Genomic DNA, 18,454 nt, shown 5'->3' with positions numbered 1-18,454 from the left:
CGTCGGGCCCATCGCGGCCCTGGCCCCGGGCCGCCGCCGGACGGGCATAGGGTCGAGCAGGTGCCCGCTCCCGGAACGACCCCGCCCGCATCCGCCCCCGACGACCGCGCCGACGGCTTCTTGCGCGTCCGCGGCGCGTCGGAGAACACGCTCCGCGACGTGGACGTCGACATCCCGCGCGACCGGATCGTGGCCTTCACCGGCGTCTCGGGATCCGGCAAGTCGTCGCTCGCCTTCGGCACCGTCTACGCCGAGGCGCAGCGGCGCTTCTTCGAGTCGGTGGCGCCGTACGCGCGCCGGCTGATCCGGCAGGAGCAGACGCCGCACGTCGAGAGCATCACCGGCCTGCCGCCGGCCGTCGCCCTGCAGCAGCGGCGGGGCGCGCCCAGCACGCGCTCCACCGTCGGCACCGTGACCACGCTGTCCAACTCGCTGCGCATGCTGATGTCGCGCGCGGGCACCTACCCGGTGGGCCAGGGGCGGCTCGACTCCGACGCCTTCTCCCCCAACACGGCGGCGGGCGCGTGCCCCGTCTGCCACGGCCTCGGCGTCGCGCACACCGTGGCCGAGGCGTCCCTCGTGCCGGATCCGTCGCTGTCGATCCGCGACGGCGCCATCGCCGCGTGGCCGGGCGCCTGGCAGGGCAAGAACCTGCGGGACATCGTCATCGCGCTCGGGTACGACGTGGACGTGCCGTGGCGGGAGCTGCCGCAGGAGGCGCGCGACTGGATCCTCTTCACCGAGGAGCAGCCGGTCGTGCAGATCACGCCGCAGCGCGACCGCGTCGCGAAGCCGTACAACGGGCGCTTCTGGAGCGCGCGCTCCTACGTGCTGCACACGCTGGCCGACTCCGCGAGCCCGCGGCTGCGCGAGGCGGCGCTCGCGCACATGGTCTCAGGCACGTGCGAGCGGTGCGGCGGGAGCGGGCTCACGCCCGAGGCGCTGGCCGTGACCTTCGCGGGTCGCAGCATCCAGGAGCTCAACGCCCTGACGCTCGCGGACCTCGCCCGGGCCATCGCGCCGGCGGACGGCATGGGCGACGTGGCCGTGACCATCACGACCGACCTCGTCGCGCGCCTCGCCGTGCTCGTGGACCTCGGGCTCGGCTACCTCAGCCTCGGTCGCGTCACCACGACGCTGTCGCCCGGCGAGATGCAGCGGCTCCGGCTCGCGACGCAGCTGCGGTCGGGCCTGTTCGGCGTCGTCTACGTGCTCGACGAGCCGTCCGCGGGGCTGCACCCCGCCGACGCGGAGCCGCTCCTCGAGGTGCTCGAGCAGCTGCGCGACTCGGGCAACTCCGTCTTCGTGGTCGAGCACGACATGGACGTCGTCCGGCGGGCGGACTGGATCGTGGACGTGGGGCCGGGCGCGGGGCAGGCGGGCGGATCCGTCCTCTACTCCGGTCCCGTCGCGGGGCTCCGCGAGGTCGGGGCCTCGGCGACGCGGCCGCACCTCTTCCCCGACCTCGCGCCGCCGCGCGAGGAGCGGACGCCGCGGACGCCCACCGGGAGCATCCGGGCGACGGGCGTGACGCTGCACAACCTCGTCGACCTCGACGTGGAGATCCCGCTCGGCGTGATGGTGGCCGTGACGGGCGTCTCCGGGTCCGGCAAGTCGACGCTCGTGAGCCGGGTGCTGCCCGACCTGCTCCGCGCCTCGCTCGCGCCCGACCGCGTGGTGGTCGAGGCCGCCGACGACGCGGACGGGGACGACGACGCGGCCGGACCCGCGCGCATCGCGCGGGTCGAGGGCGCCGAGGCGGTGGATCGGCTCGTGTCGGTGGACCAGCGGCCGATCGGCCGGACGCCGCGCTCCACGCTCGCCACCTACACCGGGCTCTTCGACGCGGTCCGCCGCACGTACGCCGCGACCGACGAGGCGCGGGCCCGCGGCTACGGCGCCGGCCGGTTCTCGTTCAACGTCGCGGGCGGGCGGTGCGAGACGTGCCAGGGCGAGGGATCCGTGACCGTCGAGCTCCTCTTCCTCCCGGGCTCCTACGGGCCGTGCCCCACCTGCCACGGGGCCAGGTACGAGCCGGCGACGCTGGAGATCGAGTACCACGGACGCTCGATCGCGGACGTGCTCGGGATGACGGTCGACGAGGCGCGCGGCTTCCTCGCCGACGTGCCGCTCGCCGCGCGCGCCCTCGCGACCCTGCGGGACGTCGGCCTCGGCTACCTGCGGCTCGGCCAGCCCGCGACGGAGCTGTCGGGCGGCGAGGCCCAGCGGATCAAGCTGGCCACCGAGCTGCAGCGCGCACCCCGCGGGCACACCCTCTACCTGCTGGACGAGCCGACGACGGGGCTGCACCCGGCCGACGTGGTGCTCCTCCTGCGGCAGCTGCAGGGGCTCGTGGACGCGGGCAACACGGTCGTCGTGGTGGAGCACGAGATGGACGTGGTGGCCGACGCCGACCGGGTCATCGACCTCGGGCCGTCGGGCGGCGACCAGGGCGGGCGGATCGTCGCGCAGGGCACGCCGCGCGAGGTCGCGGACGCCGCCGGGAGCCGCACCGCGCCGTACCTCGCCCGGCGGCTCGACGCATCCTGAGCGGGCCGCGCGCGTCGGCGCGGCCCCAGGGCGACCTGGGTAGTCTGACGTCCAGCGTCCGCGCCCCGCGCGCGTCCGACGCGCATCGGCATCCCGCACCTCGCTAGGAGCACCTCGTGACTGACTCGACCGGAACACCCTCCACGCCCGCGGGCTGGTACGCGGACCCCGCCGGATCCGACCGCCTGCGCTGGTGGGACGGCACGCGCTGGACCGACCACCTGACGGACGCGCCGACGGCGACGGCCGCGGCTCCCGCTCCCGCTGCCACCCCGGACCGCCCGCACGTGCCGCCGGTCGCGCCGCCCGCGTACGGGCAGCAGGCGCACGGGCAGCCCGCGTACGGTCAGCCCGCGCAGCAGCCCTACTCGCAGCAGACGTACCCGGGGGCGCCCTACTCCGCTCCCACCCCGCCGCCGCAGGTGCCCGCGGGCACCTCGCCCTTCACCTGGGGCATCTGGGTCGTCGCGGCGCTCCCGGCCATCTCCCTCCTCGCCGCCGCGAGCTACGACTTCCGCGACTACATGCGCGCCTCCATGAGCGGGCGCGTGGACGTCGACGGCGGCTACGTGCTGATGCAGCTGCTCGGCTTCCTCGTCTACGCCGCCACCGTGGTCGTCGCGTACTTCGACTGGCGCGACGTGGGCCGTCGCGGCATCGTGCGGCCGTTCCACTGGGCGTGGAGCTTCCTCGGCGGCGGGGTGTACGTCATCGGCCGCTCGATCATCGTGCGCCGCCGCATCACCGGTTCGCCCGCGTCCGCGCTCACCCCGATCTGGGTCTGGGCCGCGATCAACGTGGTGGCTCTGTTCGTCGTGACCATCAAGCTGGTCGCCGCGGTGTCCGCCGTCCTGCCGATGTACGGCCCCGGCCGCTACTGATCCACCGGCGTCCCCGACCGCCGCTCCCCTGCGCCCCGGCCGGCGCATCCGCTCACGCGAAGCGGATGCGCTGCCCGGGGCGCAGCTGCGCGGCGAGTCGGACGTCGTCGCGCGCGACCACGCCGATCACCGGGTAGCCGCCCGTCATCGGATGGTCGGCGAGGAAGAGGATCGGTCGACCCGAGGGCGGCACCTGGAGCGCGCCCGTGACGACGCCCTCGCTGGGGAGCTCGCCGGGGATCCGCCGCTCCAGGGGCTCGCCGTCGAGGCGGACGCCCACGCGGTCGGCCTCGGCGGTCACCTCCCACCGCCGGTCGAGGAGCGCCGCCCAGGATCCGTCGGCGAACCAGTCGAGGCGCGGGCCCGGCGAGACGCGCAGGAGCACCTCGCCGTCCGCGGGGGCGGACACGGCGAGCGCGTCGACCGGCGGCACGGGACCCGCGGGCGCGGATCCGACGGGCAGCACGTCGCCGACCGCGACGGGAGCCGGCCCCACGCGCGAGAGCATGTCGGTGGCGCGCGAGCCGAGGACGGGCGCGACGTCGACGCCGCCGCGGACGGCGAGGTACCAGCGGATGCCCGCCTCGGCCGCCCCGATCTCGAGGACGTCGCCGGCGTCCAGCAGCAGTGCCGCCGACCAGGGCGCGGGCCGCGCCAGGCGGCCCGCGGTGCGGACGAGCGGGCCGACCGCGCCCGTCACCGCGACCCAGACCGCCGCGGTCGCGCGGAGCGTCGCGCCGCCGAGCACGATCTCGAGGCCCGCGGCGCCCGGCGCGTTGCCGACCAGGAGGTTCGCGTCGGCGAGGGCGCGGGGATCCAGCGCGCCGGACGGCGAGACGCCGATGCCGCCGTGACCCGGCCGGCCGGCGTCCTGCACGAGCATGAGCGGGCCGGTGCGCTCGACCACGAGCGCGGCGGCAGCGGGAGCGGACGCGCGGCGACCACGGCGGCCGGCCGGCTCGGCGGTCACGCCGGCACCTCGCGGAAGCGCACGGCGGATCCAGGCTGGAGGAGCGCCGCCGGCTCGCGCGCCGGATCCCACAGGACGGCGCGCGTGGTGCCGATGAGCTGCCAGCCGCCCGAGGAGGCACGCGGGTAGATCCCGCTGAACTCGCCCGCGAGCGCGACCGCGCCGGCCGGGACCCGCGGCCGGGGCGACGTGCGGCGCGGGACCTCGAGGCCGGGCACCCCCGCGAGGTACCCGAAGCCGGGCGCGAAGCCGCCGAACGCGACGGTCCACGTGCCGGAGGTGTGCCGCTCGACCACCTCGCGCACGCCGACGCCGAGGAGCGCGGCCACGTCGGCCAGGTCCTCGCCGTCGTAGACCACCTCGATCTCCACCGGCTCCCCGCCGCGCGCGCCGGCCTCCGGGGCGGGCTCCGCGGCGAGCGCCCAGGAGCGGGCGGCGGCGAGGGGCAGCACGCCCGGATCCACCGTGACGAGGATGCTGCGCGCGCCCGGCACGACGTCGACGACGCCCGCGGGCCGCGTCGCGTCGAGCACAGGCTGCAGGCGGAGGACCTCGTCGAGGGAGTCGAGGTCGAGCATGACGGCCGCGTCGCCGCACGGCAGCAGCCGGAGGGTCACAGCGTGAGCCGCTGGACCGGGGCGGCGGCGCGGGGCGTCGCGCGATCCGCGTCCGGGGCCTCCGCGTCGGGCACCGGCCGGATCTCCACACCGGCCGCCTCGAGCGCGTCGCGCACGGCGCGGGCCAGCCCCACGGCGCCCGGGGTGTCGCTGTGCAGGCAGAGGGAGTCGGGGTCGAGCCGCACCACGGATCCGTCGATCGCGACGACCGTGCCCTCCGTCGCCATGCGCACCGAGCGCGCCGCGACCTCGGCGGGGTCGTGGATCACCGCGCCCTCCTGCCGCCTCGACACGAGCGCGCCCTCGCGCGTGTACGCGCGGTCGGTGAACGCCTCGACGCGCGTCGGCAGGCCGGCCGCGTCGGCCAGGCGCAGGATCTCGGAGCCGGGGAGGCCCAGCACGGGGAGCGTCGGGTCCAGCGCGACGATCGCGTCCACCACGGCCTGCGCCTGCACGGGATCGTGCGCGATGCGGTTGTAGAGGGCGCCGTGCGGCTTGACGTAGCTGACGCGCGCGCCGACCGTCCGCGCCATGCCGGAGATCGCCGCGAGCTGGTAGAGCACGTCGCCCGTGAGCTCGGCGGGCGACGCGTCGAGGTCGCGGCGGCCGAAGCCCGCGAGGTCGCGGTAGGCGACGTGCGCGCCGACCGCGACGCCGTTCCCGGCCGCGCGCTCCAGCGCGTGCAGCATGACGAGCGGATCCCCCGCGTGGAACCCGCAGGCCACGTTCGCGCTCGAGACGACGTCGAGCATCGCGTCGTCGTCGCCGAGGGTCCAGCGGCCGAAGGACTCGGCGAGGTCGCTGTTGAGGTCGATCTGCATGGCGTCTCCCCTGCACCGGGCGCGGCGGCCGCGCGCCGCGGTCGCCGTCCCGACCAGGCTAGGCGGCCCGCGGGGCGACCGGCCCGACAGCGCCGCGGATAGACTCGACGACCGTGACCACCCGAACCCTCATCAAGAACCTGGCCGCCCTCGACGACGGGGACGTGGCCGTCTCCGGCTGGGTCGAGACCGTCCGGGATCAGAAGAAGATCCAGTTCGTGATCCTCCGCGACGAGTCCGGCGCGGTGCAGCTCACCTACAAGCGCCAGGGCGACGAGGACCCGACCGCCGACACCATCTCGGGCCTCGCGGCCGGCACCTTCCTCACCGCGACCGGCACGCTCAAGCACGACGAGCGCGTGAAGCTCGGCGGCCTGGAGATCGGCCTGTCCGGCATCGAGGTCGCGGGCGCCGCCATCCCGGAGACGCCCATCGCGGCCGACTCCTCCATCGACAAGCGCCTCGACTGGCGCTTCATCGACCTGCGCGCGCCCCGCAACTCCCTGATCTTCCGCGTGCAGACCACCCTGGTCCACGCGCTGCGCACCTACTGGGTCGAGCACGACTTCATCGAGGTCTTCTCCCCCAAGCTCATGGCCACGCCCTCCGAGTCGAACGCCGAGCTGTTCAAGGTCGACTACTTCGACGGCGTCGCGTACCTCGCGCAGAGCCCGCAGTTCTTCAAGCAGATGGCGCAGTCCGCGGGCTTCGGCAAGATGTTCGAGGTCGGCCCGGCGTTCCGCGCCGACCCGTCCTTCACCTCGCGCCACGCGACCGAGTTCACCTCGGTGGACGCGGAGATCAGCTGGATCGAGAGCCACGAGGACGTCGCCCGCCTCCAGGAGGAGCTCATCGTCGCCGCGCTCACCGCGGTGAAGGAGAAGCACGGCGACGAGATCCGCGAGCTGTTCGACGTGGAGGTGACCGTGCCGAGCATCCCGTTCCCGCGGATCCCGCTGCTCGAGGCCAAGGACATCGTCGCGAAGCGCGGCCACGTGATCGACCGCGCCGACGACGACCTCGACCCCGAGGGCGAGCGCCAGATCGCCGCGCACGTGATGGAGGAGTTCGGCCACGAGTTCGTGTTCCTCACCGACTACCCGTCGTCGATCCGGCCGTTCTACCACATGCGGAACGCCGAGGACCCGACGATCACGAACAGCTACGACCTCATCTGGAACGGCGTCGAGATCACCACGGGCGCCCAGCGCGAGCACCGCGTCGACGTGCTCGAGGCGCAGGCCCGCGAGAAGGGCCTCGACCCCGAGGAGCTCGGCTCGTACCTCGACTTCTTCCGCTACGGCGTCCCGCCGCACGGCGGCTTCGGCATGGGCCTCAACCGCGTGCTGATGCTGCTGCTGCACCAGTCGAACCTGCGCGAGGTCACCTACCTCTTCCGCGGCCCGAACCGGCTCGCGCCGTAGGTCCCGCTCCTCCGGACGGCCCGATCCCCTCAGCAGGGGGTCGGGCCGTTCCGCGTGGGTGGCGGAATCGGGGGCGAGGATCTACATCGCTCGGGGGAACCGCGGACGATGACGCGTCCGTAGCGTGGGGGGGGCATCGTCGTCCCGCTGGGGACGGCCGCACGAACCGCGCCCCACGCCGAGGAGCCCCATGTCCCAGGAGACCCGACCCGACCGCCGGCTGGAGAACCAGCGCGTGGCGCAGGACGTCGCGAAGGGCGACGAGGTGATCCGCCTCGTCGCGGCCGACGCCGACTTCTCCCTCGCGCCGGGCAGCACCGGCCAGGGCGTCGCGGCCCCCGAGGCCCCTGCCCCGACGCCGTCGACGCCGACACCCGACGCGGGTGCCGCCCCCTCCGCGGATCCGTCCGCCCCGGCGGTGCTCCCGGAGGGCGTGACGGGCCAGACGGCCTCGGAGGAGACCTGCTCGAATGGCTGACGCGAGTCCACCCGCCCTCCTCCTCAACGGCACCTACGGCGTCGGCAAGAGCGCCGTGCTCGACCACGTCGGCGACCTGCTCGCCGAGGCCGGGCGGCCGTTCAGCCTCATGGACGTCGACTGGTACCACCGGTCGTGGCCGCCCGCGGCGTGGGATCCGGAGAACGTCGTCGTCGAGGCGCGGGCCATGGCGGCCGCGTGGACGCTCTTCCAGGAGGCGGGGCCGCGGCAGCTCGTCGTCAGCGGGGTGGTCGCGGAGCGGGCCGACCTCGACCGGTACCGCGACGCGCTCGGGATCGACGTGCGGTGCGTGCGCCTCACCGCATCGCCCGCGGCCGTCGAGGCCCGCCTGCGGTCCCGGTACGACGCCGACCGCCGGGCGGCGCGGGACTGGCACCTGGCCCGCCACGCCGAGCTGGCCACGCGGCTGCGGGCGGCGGACCTCGACGAGACGGAGATCGCGACCGACGGGCGCACTCCGCGGCAGGTGGCCGTCGCCGCGCTCGCCGTGCTCGACGCGGGCGCTCCCCGGTGATCCGCGGGGCGACGCGATCGCTCGCCGCGCGCCGAGCATTTCCGCCGTTGCCGTAATATCTGGACCACCACTCGATGCCCTCACCCGCGGGTCGCCGAGCCGTGGAAGCCGCGGGATCCCCCGGATCCCCGCCCTCGACGGGCACCAGGACGGGACACGGAGGAGGGCCGGCATGGGCCAGCTGATCTTCGACAGCACCACCCGCACCACCATCGACGACCGCGCCCTCGCGCACCTGCAGATCGTGATGCTCAACAAGCTCCGCCGCCGGGAGAGCTTCGCGTTCTCGTGGAAGTACCCGGCCTCCGAGGGCGACGGCCGGAGCACCGTGTGGGTCGCGCCCGAGCTGCCGCTGCACTTCCGCTTCTCGGGCAGCCGCTCCCCCGCGATCAACCCCGCCTGGGTGGACCTGCTCATGGACAGCGCGAACACCGGCGCCGGCCTGCACCTGGTGCCGGAGCCGCCGCCCGGGACGACGGCGCACGCCGAGCCGCGCGCCGACTGACGACGCGCCTCCCCTCGACCCCCGCACCCGCACCCGCACCCGCACCCGCACCCCAAGGACGCCCATGGCACTCACGAACCTCCCCTACGACGACGACGCGATCCTCGCCGCGGCCGAGGCCGCCACGGTCATCGCCCGGGAGGTGCGCGACGTCTCCGTCGACTTCGCGAGCACGAGCGTCTCCGCGGACAGCGTCGCGCGCGTGACCGCGACCGTCACCTACACGGTGCCCGCCGACGTGGCCGCGCGGATCCTCGACGAGGCCCGCCCGCGCGGCTGACGCGACCTGCATCCGGGTGCGTACGCGGATCACCCGCCCGGCCGACGACCGGCGCGACTCCCGCTGCGAGGGTGAGGGCATGACGCGACCCGACGCCGCCCCCGCCCGCACCGCCCTCGGCCTCCTCCGCGCGACCGCGGTCGTGCTCGCCTTCAGCCTCCTCCTCGGCGGCCTCACCAGCCCGGCGCAGGGCGTCCTGCCCGACAGCGTGGCCTCGTTCGCGAACTCCTCGGGCGGCTGGAGCATGCTCGCCTTCCTCGGCGTGTGGCTCTCCGGGGCGCGCCCGCTGCCGGGCGCCGTGCTCGGCGCCCTCTCCTTCGTCGCGATGGTGGAGGCGTACGGCGTCGTCAGCCTGTGGCGCGGGCACTTCTTCGCGGAGCCGCTCTCCTCCATGTGGATCCCGATCGGCCTCGTCGCCGGCCCCGTCATCGGCCTGGCCGCGGCGCTCGTGCGGCACGCGTCGCGCCGGTGGACGATCGCGGGCGCCGCGACGCTCAGCCTCGTGCTGGTCGCCGAGGGCGTCTACGGCCTCACCGTCGTCGCGGACACGACCAGCCCGGTCTACTGGACCCTCGAGATCGTCCTCGGGGTCGCGTTCGTCGCGGCGGCGGCGATGCGCGGACGGCGGACGACCGTCGCCGCGCGCGGCTAGGCGCGTCCCGCGTCGGACACGCGGACCACCACGAGCGGCGGCTCCCCGTCAGCGCCCGCCGAGCGCGGACCGCGGCACGAGCCCGCCCTCCGCGAACACCCGGTCGACCCACCGGCCGGCCATCTCCGCGTAGAGCTCCGTGTCCGGGTGCAGGCCGTCCGGCAGCGGGTGCCGTGCGACGTCATCCGGTCCGAGCAGCGCGAGCCCGTCGACGTGGGCGATCCGCTCGCCCGCGTCCGCCCGCACCCGCGCGACGTGCGCGACGTGCACCCGCGACTCCGCGAGCGTGAGCGCCCCGCGCGGCACGTCGGCCAGGTCGCCCGCGGCGAAGCAGCGCACGGATCCGTCGTCACGGACCTCCACGCCGGGCGGGCCGGGCACGTGCTCGCTGCCCGGCCAGACGATCGACGAGGCCAGCACGAGCGGCGTGTCCGGATGCCCGCGCCGCACCCGGTCGAGGAAGCCGTGCAGCGCGGGCACGAAGGTGCGCTGGTCCATCGACCGGGCGCCCACGATGTTGATGCCGACGCTCAGCGAGATCACGTCGGCCGGCTCGCGGGCGATGGCGTCGGCGACGAACGGGTCGAGCATGCACTGCCCGCCGAAGCCGAGGTTCACGAGGTCGAGGTGCGTGCGCCGCGCCGCGACCACCGGCCAGGCGCCCGTCGGGTCCGGCGCCTCCACGCAGTGGCTGATGGAGCTGCCGTGGTGGATCCAGCGCGGCAGCCCGAGCGGGTCAGCGGCCCGCACGGGCGCGTCCGCCTCGATGCCGAGGAGGTCGACGAGCATCCCCTGCGGCAGCCAGACCGTCACCGTCGTGGGGCCCCGGCCGAGGCCGCCGAGCACGACCACGGACGCGCCGCCGGTGGCCGCGTCGGTCTCCGCGGCCGCGTCCCCCGACGGCGAGATGCGCCGCGTCACATCGACCGGCGACGCGACCGGCGGCAGGTCCACGCCGTCGACCTCCGCGACGAACGAGTTGCGCGGCCCCGGGACCTCGTCGAACAGGATCCGCGTGCAGCGCACCCGGAGCCGCACCTCGTCCGCCTCGGTCGCGAACCGGATCCGCACCCCCGCCGCCGTCGACACCTGCGCCCGCAGCAGCTCGCCGGCGGGCGGGAAGTCGCGCCACGCCGCCGCGGGCAGCCGGATCGGCCGGACGCCGCCCGGCACCCGCATCAGCTCGAGGTGCCCGTGCACGCGCACCGATCCGCCGTCCAGCTCGACGACCGAGCCCCCGGCCGCAGCACCGCCCGCGCTCACGCCGCCCCACCCGCCGCGTGGGCCCGCACGAACCCGACGGTCCGGTCGATCACCTCGTCGCGCTGCGGCAGCTGGGCCCAGCCGTGGTCGGCGCCCTCCACCACCACGAGCTCGGCCCGGTCGCCGAGCACCTCGGGGGCGAGGTACCGCCGCGCGTAGCCGACGGGCACGAAGTCCTCCGTGCCGTGCAGGAGGAGCGCGGGTCCCCGGTGGCCGGCCGCGCGCGCGTACGGGTCGAACGCGAGCGCGTCGTCCCGCATGGCCGGGCCCATGCGCATCCCGGCGAAGTCGAACCAGCCGTCGGCGTCGAGGGAGGCGAGCGAGCGCCCCTGGATGGTGCCCGACCGGATGTCGTCGACGAACACGGCCGCGGTCGACCACATCGTCAGCGACCGGATCCCCGTCCCCACCGCGCCCTCCTCGGCCGCGACCACCGACGCCACCACCGCGCCGAGGCTCATGCCCACGAGGTGCACGTCGCCCGGATCCACCTCCGGCAGGTGCCGGACGGCCTCCAGCACACGCCGCGCGTCGGCCACGTCGCCCGTCACGGTGGTGTCGAGGAACTCGCCGTCGCTCTCGCCGTGGCCCGCGCGGTCGTAGGCGACCACGCCGATCCCCGCGGCCGCCAGGCGCCGCGCGAGCGCCACGAAGACGCCCGTCGTCTCCACGCGCGACCCGCCGAAGCCGTGCATCAGCACCGCGGTCGGCCGCGGTCCGGCCGCGTCCGCCAGGTGCTGCGACCCCCGGAGCGCCAGCCCGCGCACGCGCGCCTCGAACGGCCGGATCCGCATGGTCCCCGCCCCGCCGCTCACGCGGCGGCCTCGACGGTGCGCACCGACGCGGTCGCGGGCACGGTGTCGCCCTCGACGTCGAAGGCCGTCCCGCGCACGCGGCGGAACCCGATCCACCCCACGAGGAAGCCGGCCGCCGCGACCACCGAGACGCCCACGTAGACGCCCTGCGGGTTCAGCGCGAGGAGCGCGGGGGTCACGGCGTTCAACCCGGCGGTCGCGAAGCGCGCCACCCCGTACACGGTGCCCTGCGCGGTCGAGCGCAGCAGCGTCGGGAACGACTCCTGCGTCCAGACCTTCATGATCGTCTCGAAGCAGAACGCGCCCGCGAAGGTGGAGAGCACGACCGACACGACGAGCGTCGTCAGGCTGAAGCCGAGGACGACGGGGATGAGGTTCGAGACCACCACGGCCACGGATCCGACGACGAAGTACGGCATGCGGAAGCGCGTGTCCGCCACCGACATGAACCACAGCGCGCCGAGCACGGCGGCGGGCATCGCGAGGATCGTCCACGACTGGTACTGGTCCACGGGCACGCCGGCGACGCTCACGGCGACGTAGGTGCCGAAGCTCCCCGCGACGCTGATCGCGAGCGACGCGAGCGTGTAGTAGACGAGCAGCGTGACGAAGGGGCGGCGGTAGGCCGGGCGGCCGAGGTCGCGGATCCGCCCCCGCTGCGCCCGCACCGTGCGCGCGCCGTCCGCCCGCTCGCTCCGCGCGACCAGCCAGGACGCCGACTCGGGGACGGTCATGCGCAGCAGCAGCACGAGGAGCCCGACTCCGCCGAACGCGCCGAACATCACGTGGCCGCCCGTGGGGCCCGCCTGCCCGAAGGCGATCCCGATGACCACGGCCAGCAGGATGCCGAAGCCGCCCAGCAGGTTCGAGAACACGAGGATCTTGCCGCGGTTCCGGTCGGTCGCCGCCTCCGAGATGGTCGCGAGGGCGACGGGCAGGTCGGCGCCCACGCCGACGCCGATGAGCGCGATGCCGGGGAGCAGCGCCGCGAACGAGACCCCGAGGAACGGGGTGACGGACCCGATCACGATGAGCGTCATCGTGACGAGGAAGACGCGGCGCCGGCCGAACCGGTCGCCCGCCCACCCTCCGAGGAGGGAGCCGGCCGCGACGCCCGCCGTCAGCACGGCCGTGAGGTAGCCGACCTCGTCGCCCGTGAGGCCGGGTCCTCCGGTGGGCGGCGCGAGGAAGAGCACGAGCGCGATGCCCACGCCCGTCGTCGCGGCGGCGTCCACGAAGGTCGCCATCCCGCACACGAATCCCACCCACCAGGCGTTCGGGCCCCTGCGGGCCGCAGTCGTCGTCATGTCATACCCCTTCGTATGCGTCGTGCGATCGGCGCCCGGACGGTCGTGCGGGGGCTCGCGGAGGAGATGCTACAACGATCTAGCTCCGCGCGACAGCACGCATGGGGACCGGCGGCTCAGCGCGCCGGTCCGAGCGATCCGCCCGGCACCAGCGCCATCGGGACGCGGTGCACCGCGGGCTCGGCGCGGCGGTCGACGAGCAGCTCCACCGCGAGCCGGCCGAGCTCGAGCTGGGGCAGGGCGACGGAGGCGAGCGGCGGATCCAGCGCCCGGCTGATCGCGCTGCCGTCGAACGCGACGACCGACACGCCCTCCGGCACGCGCAGCCCCGCGCGGTGCAGCGCCTGGTAGGCGCCGGACGCCACGGCGTCGTTCGCGCAGACGAGCGCGGTCGGCCGGGCGCCGGATGCGATCAGCCGCTCCACGGCCTCGCGCCCGTCCGCGGTTTCCCAGTCGCGGGCCACCTCCTGCACGCCCGCGAGCTCCGCCCCCGCCTCGGCGAGCGCGCGCCGCACCCCCGCGAGCCGCTCCTCGAGCGCCAGGGGCGCCCAGCCGCGCCACGCCGGCCCGCCCGTGACGCCGTCGGGCAGGCTCCCGACGAACCAGATCCGGTCGCGGTGCCCGAGGTCGAGGAGCGCCCGCGCGGCGTCGTGCCCGGCCGCGTCCTCGTCGGGCACGACGGCGTGCGCGGTCCCCGTCTCGGGCACGCAGTTCAGCAGCACGTGCGGCACCTGGTCGAGCAGCGCCGGCGTCCGCACGACCCGCGTGAACATCGACGCGTAGAGCACGCCGTCGATGGTGCGGCCGAGGAGGCTCTCGAGGAGCTGCTCCTCCTGCCGGGCGTCGCCCTGCGTGTCGACGGTGAAGAGGATCGTGTCGCGCTCCCGCAGCGCATCGAGGGCCCCGCGCACCATCGAGTTGGCGTGCGACGTGCTGCTGACGAAGTCGGAGACGAGCGCGACCGTGCCGGAGCGGCCCGTGCGCAGGGTCCGGGCGGTCATGTTCGGGCGGTAGCCGAGCTCGTCGGCGGCCCGCTGGATCCGCTCGATCGTCTCGGCCGAGAGGCGCTGGTCGGTGCGGCCCGTGAGCGCGAAGGACACCGCGGACCGCGACACCCCGGCCCGCTCGGCCACCTGCGCCAGGGTCACGCGCCGTCGGGAGGCGCGCGCGGCGTCCGTCCCGTCCGTCACGCGCGCGTCGTCGGCGACGTCAGACCTCGAAGTCGACCGACGCGGCCGACGCCACGAGGCTGCGCACGAGCGCGGCGACGCGCTGGTGCTCGGGGTGCACGTCGTAGGCCTCGAGGCCGGCGCGGTCGTCGAAGTCGGCGATGAGCACGACGTCGTGGCTGCGGGCGGATCCGACGACGTCGCGTCCGACCTGGAAGGAGCGGATGCCGGGCACCAGGTCGGGCAGCGTCTCGAGCGCCTCCCGGACGCGGGCGGCGTCCCGGTCGATGGCGGCGGGATCGCGGTCGGCGAGCTTCCAGGAGACGACGTGGCGGAGGGTCATGCGACGACCCTATCCGCGGTCGCCCGCCCGGGTCAGCGCGCGTCGAGCGCCGCGCGCAGCCGGTCGGCGTCGATGCGCCAGTAGTTGTGCACGCGCCCGTCGATGAGCAGCACCGGGATCTCCTCGGCGAAGCGGTCGGCGAGCTCCCGGTCGTCGAGGATGCTCCTCTCCTCCAGCGTCACCCGGGCGGCGCGATCCGCGTCCAGGCTCCCGAGCACCCCGGTCACGACCTCGCGCGCGTCGTCGCAGAGGTGGCAGCCGGGCTTGCCGACGAGGGTGAGGACCGTTGCGCTCATCCGCCCAGCGTAGGCGAACGCCCCCGGCGTCCCGCCCCGCACGGCGGCGCAGGAGCGTCGCCTACGCTGAGCCGATCATGGTCGAGCAGGCGGCAGCACCGGTCCTCGCGTTCTTCGACGTCGACAACACCCTGATCCACGGCGCCAGCGTCTTCCACCTCGTGCGCGGGCTCCGCGCGGCCGGCCTCCTCACCGTGCGCGACATCGTCGGCGCCGGCTGGAAGCACGCGCGCTTCAAGGCCCGCGGCGAGAACGACCGGCACCTGGCGTCCGCCCGCGCCCGCGGCCTCGAGGTCGTCACCGGCGTCACGGTGGCCGACATGGCGCGCCTCGCGGACGACATCTACGAGCGGCACACGGCGCCCATGGTCTGGCCGGAGACGCTCGGCCTCGCGCAGGAGCACCTCGCCCAGGGCCACCAGGTGTGGCTCGTGACGGCGTCGCCCTCGTTCCTCGCCGACGTCATCGCGCGGCGCCTCGGCCTCACGGGCGCGCTCGGCAGCGCGCTCGAGGTGCGCGACGGCGCGTACACGGGCCGGCTCGAGGGCGAGTTCCTGCACGGCACGCACAAGGCGGCGGCCGCGCGGGGGCTCCTGGCCCGCACGGGAGCGGATCCGGCCGCGTGCTGGGCGTACTCCGACTCGCGCCACGACATCCCGCTGCTGACCCTCGTCGGCCATCCCGTGGTGGTGAACCCGGACCAGGGCCTGGCCGCGCACGCGCGCGAGTCCGGCTGGCCGTCGATGCGGCTGCGGCGCGCGAGCATCCGCGACGCCCGCCGTCGTGTGCGTCGTGAGGCCCAGCAGGCGGGCGGCGCGACCGGACGCTGAGCGGCACCGCGCCGCCGGGGGAAGAGGAAGAGGACGCCGCCCCGTCACCGGGTCGGCGTCCTCTCGTCACGTTCGGCGCCCTCGTGGACGCGTGCGCGCTACTTCTTGTTGCGACGCTGGTGGCGCGTCTTGCGAAGCAGCTTGCGGTGCTTCTTCTTCGCCATGCGCTTGCGACGCTTCTTGATCACTGAACCCATAGGGGCACCTCATCTGTTGCCGGACGGAACACGCGGGCTCTGGTGACCCGCGGAAAATAGCCTCAGAGGAGTCTAGCCGACATCCGACATGCCGGTGTGACGCGTCGCCTCACCCGGCTGGCCGGGCAGCGCGTTAGACGGGTCGATGGCCGCGAGCACGGCCGACTCGGGCACGCGGAACGAGCGGCCGAAGCGGATGGCGGGGAGGTCGCCCGAGTGCACGAGGCGGTAGACGGTCATCTTGGAGACGCGCATCATCTCGGCCACCTCGGCCACCGTGAGGAATCGGACGTCGGACAGGTCACGCGACATGGGCGGATCGACTCCTCGTTCTGCGTGACCGGCTCACGGACCTTCGAGCCCCCGCGATGCGGGCGCTGGTGCGCGATTCTAGGGGCCCGGATGGACGCCTGTCCATCGTGTCACATCCTGCATCACGCGTCCCGCGAGTTCCCCTGCTTCCGTCCGCGCAGACGGCCGAGCGACGCCTGGCCCGCGCTGCCCGCGACGCGCGTCGCGTCGTGCACCGCGGCCGCCGCCTGGTACCGGGTGTCCGCCCAGATCCGGCCGAGCGACGCGGCGAACGGGTAGCCGGCGGGGTCGTGCTCGTCGTCCCCGTCGGGATCCGCGGAGAGGCCGCCGCCGAGCAGGCCGGTGTCGGGATCCGCGCGGTCGTCGTCCTCGTCGTCGCGGTCGACGGACACGAACGGCGCCACCCAGTCGTCGAGCTGCGCGAGCGGCGCGGGCTCGAGCCGGTAGTACCGGTGCTGGCCCTCCTCGCGCACGGAGACGAGGCCGATGTCCCGCAGGACGCGCAGGTGCTTGGAGACGGTCGGCTGGCTGATCCCGAGGGTCTGCACGAGCTCGGAGACGCTGATCTCCCCCGTGGGGGCCTCGCGCACCGCGCGTCGGTCGAGCAGCACGCGGAGGAGGTCGCGTCGGGTGGGATCCGACACGACGTCGAAGATGTCAGCCATCCCCGAAGGCTATTCCGTCGCGCGCTCGCAGTACCATGACGATCCGGGCCGACAGGCCACGGATCGGACAGGGGACCATGCGCGTCAAGCCGGAGAAGGGCCGTCCCCTGCTGGGCCGCATCCGCGACTTCCTCGACTACTTCGCGCACTCCACCCCCGCGCGCTTCGCGATCCTCATCTTCGCGGCGCTCGTCCTGACGCTCACGACGATCCTCATGCTCCCCGGCATGACGTCGACCGGCGACCACGCCCCCTTCGCCGACGCGCTCTTCACTGCCGTGTCCGCCATCTGCGTCACGGGCCTCGCGACCGTCGACATGGCGACGTACTGGACGCCGCTCGGCCACGCCTTCATCGCGCTCGGCGTGCAGATCGGCGGCATCGGCGTGCTCACGCTCGCGTCGATCATGGGGCTCATCGTCTCGCGCCGCCTCGGCCTCAAGGCCCGGCTCATGGCGGCGAGCGACAGCAACCCGCTGCGGATCCACCACGGGCCCGTCGCCGAGGGCCAGGCCGTGAAGCTCGGCGAGATCGGCACGCTGCTGCTCACGGTCGCCATCAGCGCCCTCGTCATCGAGCTGTCGATCGCGGCGCTGCTGTTCCCGCGGATCCTGCTCGAGGGCATCCCGGTCGGACAGGCCGCCCTCGACGCGTTCTACTACTCGCTCATGGCATTCACGAACACGGGCTTCGTCTTCAGCGAGGCCGGGTTCGAGCTCTACCACCAGGACTACTGGTTCCTCAGCCTGCTCATGGTCGGCGTCTTCCTCGGCAGCATCGGCTTCCCGGTCATCTACGCCGTGTACCGGGGGTGGCGGAAGCCGCGGCGCTTCTCCGTGCACGTGAAGCTCACGCTCTGGACGTCGCTCATCCTCATCGTGCTGGGCACCCTCGCGTACGTCGTGCTGGAGTGGGACAACAGGAAGACGTTCGCGCTCATGGACCCCGTGCAGCACGGCTTCCAGGCGCTGTTCCTCTCGGTCATGACGCGCTCCGGCGGCTTCTCGACGCTCGACATGGCGGACTTCGGCAACGCCAGCCTGCTGGTCACCGACATGCTCATGTTCATCGGCGGCGGATCCGCCTCGACGGCCGGCGGCATCAAGGTCACCACCCTCGCCATCCTGTTCCTCGCGGCGTTCGCCGAGGCGCGCGGCAGCGAGTCGATGGAGGTGTTCGAGCGCCGCATCCCGAGCGACGTGCTCCGCCTCGCGGTGAGCATCGTGCTGTGGGGCGCGACGACCGTGGCGCTCAGCAGCATCGTGCTCCTCCAGATCTCCGGCGAGCGCCTCGACTACGTGCTCTTCGACGCCATCAGCGCGTTCGCCACCTCGGGCCTCAGCACGGGCTTCACGGCCGAGGCCACGGATCCCGCGAAGTACGTGCTCGCGGCCACCATGTTCCTGGGGCGCGTCGGCACCGTGACCCTCGCGGCGGCCCTCGCCGCGAGCACGCGCCGGCAGCTCTTCCAGCGCTCCGAGGAGCGGCCGATCGTCGGCTGAGCCGACGACGCGCACGACCCGACCACCGCGAGACCCGACCAG

The 18,454-nt window shown here is 74.6% G+C and carries 22 protein-coding genes; 10 read left to right on the top strand and 12 right to left on the bottom strand.

Translation table 11 applies throughout. The annotated features are described in order from the left end of the window. The first annotated feature begins 60 nt into the window (after positions 1 to 60). Both AES38_RS02300 and AES38_RS02295 read left to right on the top strand, forming a co-directional pair. A complete protein-coding gene (locus AES38_RS02300) occupies positions 61 to 2,550 on the top strand; it encodes an excinuclease ABC subunit UvrA (protein ID WP_053773606.1) in 2,490 nt (829 codons plus the stop codon). Between the two features lie 116 nt (positions 2,551 to 2,666). After that, positions 2,667 to 3,431 (top strand): DUF2510 domain-containing protein, encoded by a 765-nt coding sequence (locus AES38_RS02295; RefSeq protein WP_053773605.1) that lies wholly within the window; start codon positions 2,667 to 2,669, stop codon positions 3,429 to 3,431. A gap of 52 nt (positions 3,432 to 3,483) precedes the next feature. On the opposite strand, the gene AES38_RS02290 is transcribed toward AES38_RS02295, so the two are convergent. The 3 genes from AES38_RS02290 to AES38_RS02280 are packed head-to-tail and all read right to left on the bottom strand — an operon-like array spanning position 3,484 to position 5,839. Further along, a complete protein-coding gene (locus tag AES38_RS02290; RefSeq protein WP_053773604.1) occupies positions 3,484 to 4,401 on the bottom strand; it encodes a 5-oxoprolinase subunit C family protein in 918 nt (305 codons plus the stop codon). Further along, a complete protein-coding gene (locus AES38_RS02285; protein WP_053773603.1) occupies positions 4,398 to 5,018 on the bottom strand; it encodes a 5-oxoprolinase subunit B family protein in 621 nt (206 codons plus the stop codon). The genes AES38_RS02290 and AES38_RS02285 overlap by 4 nt, the downstream gene beginning before the upstream one ends. Further along, complete coding sequence (locus AES38_RS02280) at positions 5,015 to 5,839, bottom strand: LamB/YcsF family protein (RefSeq protein WP_053773602.1); 825 nt, start codon at positions 5,837 to 5,839, stop codon at positions 5,015 to 5,017. Before AES38_RS02280 ends, AES38_RS02285 begins: the two co-directional genes overlap by 4 nt. A 113-nt stretch (positions 5,840 to 5,952) precedes the next feature. Here AES38_RS02280 and aspS point away from each other — a divergent pair, with 113 nt between their 5' ends. The 6 genes from aspS (at position 5,953) to AES38_RS02250 (ending at position 9,713) form a co-directional block, all read left to right on the top strand. Beyond that, positions 5,953 to 7,263: an aspartate--tRNA(Asn) ligase gene (gene aspS, locus AES38_RS02275; RefSeq protein WP_053773601.1), complete on the top strand. Its 1,311-nt coding sequence runs from the start codon at positions 5,953 to 5,955 to the stop codon at positions 7,261 to 7,263. 190 nt (positions 7,264 to 7,453) lie between these two features. Continuing rightward, positions 7,454 to 7,741: a hypothetical protein gene (locus AES38_RS02270; RefSeq protein WP_053773600.1), complete on the top strand. Its 288-nt coding sequence runs from the start codon at positions 7,454 to 7,456 to the stop codon at positions 7,739 to 7,741. Then, positions 7,734 to 8,276 (top strand): AAA family ATPase, encoded by a 543-nt coding sequence (locus AES38_RS02265; protein ID WP_053773599.1) that lies wholly within the window; start codon positions 7,734 to 7,736, stop codon positions 8,274 to 8,276. The genes AES38_RS02270 and AES38_RS02265 overlap by 8 nt, the downstream gene beginning before the upstream one ends. A 172-nt stretch (positions 8,277 to 8,448) precedes the next feature. Then, on the top strand, positions 8,449 to 8,781 hold the full coding sequence (locus tag AES38_RS02260) for a DUF7882 family protein (protein WP_053773598.1): 333 nt from the start codon (positions 8,449 to 8,451) through the stop codon (positions 8,779 to 8,781). 64 nt (positions 8,782 to 8,845) lie between these two features. Continuing rightward, positions 8,846 to 9,061: a hypothetical protein gene (locus tag AES38_RS02255; protein WP_053773597.1), complete on the top strand. Its 216-nt coding sequence runs from the start codon at positions 8,846 to 8,848 to the stop codon at positions 9,059 to 9,061. A gap of 79 nt (positions 9,062 to 9,140) precedes the next feature. Next, positions 9,141 to 9,713 carry a DUF6518 family protein gene (locus tag AES38_RS02250; RefSeq protein ID WP_053775623.1) on the top strand — a complete coding sequence of 191 codons (573 nt, stop codon included), beginning with the start codon at positions 9,141 to 9,143 and terminating at the stop codon, positions 9,711 to 9,713. Positions 9,714 to 9,761: 48 nt separating this feature from the next. On the opposite strand, the gene AES38_RS02245 is transcribed toward AES38_RS02250, so the two are convergent. The 6 genes from AES38_RS02245 to AES38_RS02220 all read right to left on the bottom strand — a co-directional run bounded on the left by AES38_RS02245 (position 9,762) and on the right by AES38_RS02220 (position 14,906). Next, on the bottom strand, positions 9,762 to 10,976 hold the full coding sequence (locus AES38_RS02245) for a GDSL-type esterase/lipase family protein (RefSeq protein ID WP_053773596.1): 1,215 nt from the start codon (positions 10,974 to 10,976) through the stop codon (positions 9,762 to 9,764). After that, entirely contained in the window at positions 10,973 to 11,770 is a 798-nt protein-coding gene (locus tag AES38_RS02240) for an alpha/beta hydrolase family protein (protein ID WP_053775622.1), read from the bottom strand. Before AES38_RS02240 ends, AES38_RS02245 begins: the two co-directional genes overlap by 4 nt. Before the next feature lie 17 nt (positions 11,771 to 11,787). After that, entirely contained in the window at positions 11,788 to 13,098 is a 1,311-nt protein-coding gene (locus AES38_RS02235; protein ID WP_053773595.1) for an MFS transporter, read from the bottom strand. Positions 13,099 to 13,214: 116 nt separating this feature from the next. Further along, positions 13,215 to 14,288: a LacI family DNA-binding transcriptional regulator gene (locus tag AES38_RS02230; protein ID WP_072174600.1), complete on the bottom strand. Its 1,074-nt coding sequence runs from the start codon at positions 14,286 to 14,288 to the stop codon at positions 13,215 to 13,217. A 19-nt stretch (positions 14,289 to 14,307) separates the two neighbouring features. After that, positions 14,308 to 14,610, bottom strand: coding sequence for a Dabb family protein (locus AES38_RS02225; RefSeq protein WP_053773594.1), 303 nt, complete (start codon positions 14,608 to 14,610; stop codon positions 14,308 to 14,310). A 32-nt stretch (positions 14,611 to 14,642) separates the two neighbouring features. Continuing rightward, entirely contained in the window at positions 14,643 to 14,906 is a 264-nt protein-coding gene (locus AES38_RS02220; protein ID WP_053773593.1) for a glutaredoxin family protein, read from the bottom strand. Positions 14,907 to 14,983: 77 nt separating this feature from the next. On the opposite strand from AES38_RS02220, the gene AES38_RS02215 reads away from it, so the two are divergent. Then, positions 14,984 to 15,736 carry an HAD family hydrolase gene (locus tag AES38_RS02215; RefSeq protein WP_053773592.1) on the top strand — a complete coding sequence of 251 codons (753 nt, stop codon included), beginning with the start codon at positions 14,984 to 14,986 and terminating at the stop codon, positions 15,734 to 15,736. A 98-nt stretch (positions 15,737 to 15,834) separates the two neighbouring features. Here the strand turns inward: AES38_RS02215 and AES38_RS15385 are convergent, their stop codons facing one another. The 3 genes from AES38_RS15385 to AES38_RS02205 all read right to left on the bottom strand — a co-directional run bounded on the left by AES38_RS15385 (position 15,835) and on the right by AES38_RS02205 (position 16,910). After that, on the bottom strand, positions 15,835 to 15,933 hold the full coding sequence (locus AES38_RS15385; protein WP_003792170.1) for a 30S ribosomal protein bS22: 99 nt from the start codon (positions 15,931 to 15,933) through the stop codon (positions 15,835 to 15,837). Between the two features lie 72 nt (positions 15,934 to 16,005). Next, entirely contained in the window at positions 16,006 to 16,245 is a 240-nt protein-coding gene (locus AES38_RS02210; RefSeq protein WP_053773591.1) for a helix-turn-helix domain-containing protein, read from the bottom strand. A gap of 122 nt (positions 16,246 to 16,367) precedes the next feature. Then, complete coding sequence (locus AES38_RS02205) at positions 16,368 to 16,910, bottom strand: ArsR/SmtB family transcription factor (RefSeq protein WP_053773590.1); 543 nt, start codon at positions 16,908 to 16,910, stop codon at positions 16,368 to 16,370. A gap of 77 nt (positions 16,911 to 16,987) precedes the next feature. On the opposite strand from AES38_RS02205, the gene AES38_RS02200 reads away from it, so the two are divergent. Further along, positions 16,988 to 18,412 carry a TrkH family potassium uptake protein gene (locus AES38_RS02200; RefSeq protein WP_053773589.1) on the top strand — a complete coding sequence of 475 codons (1,425 nt, stop codon included), beginning with the start codon at positions 16,988 to 16,990 and terminating at the stop codon, positions 18,410 to 18,412. Positions 18,413 to 18,454 lie beyond the last annotated feature (42 nt).

The sequence above is a fragment of the Clavibacter capsici genome (assembly GCF_001280205.1).
Classification (GTDB): domain Bacteria; phylum Actinomycetota; class Actinomycetes; order Actinomycetales; family Microbacteriaceae; genus Clavibacter; species Clavibacter capsici.
Note: the sequence above shows the minus strand (reverse complement) of the source record. Positions and strands in the feature narration are given on the sequence as shown.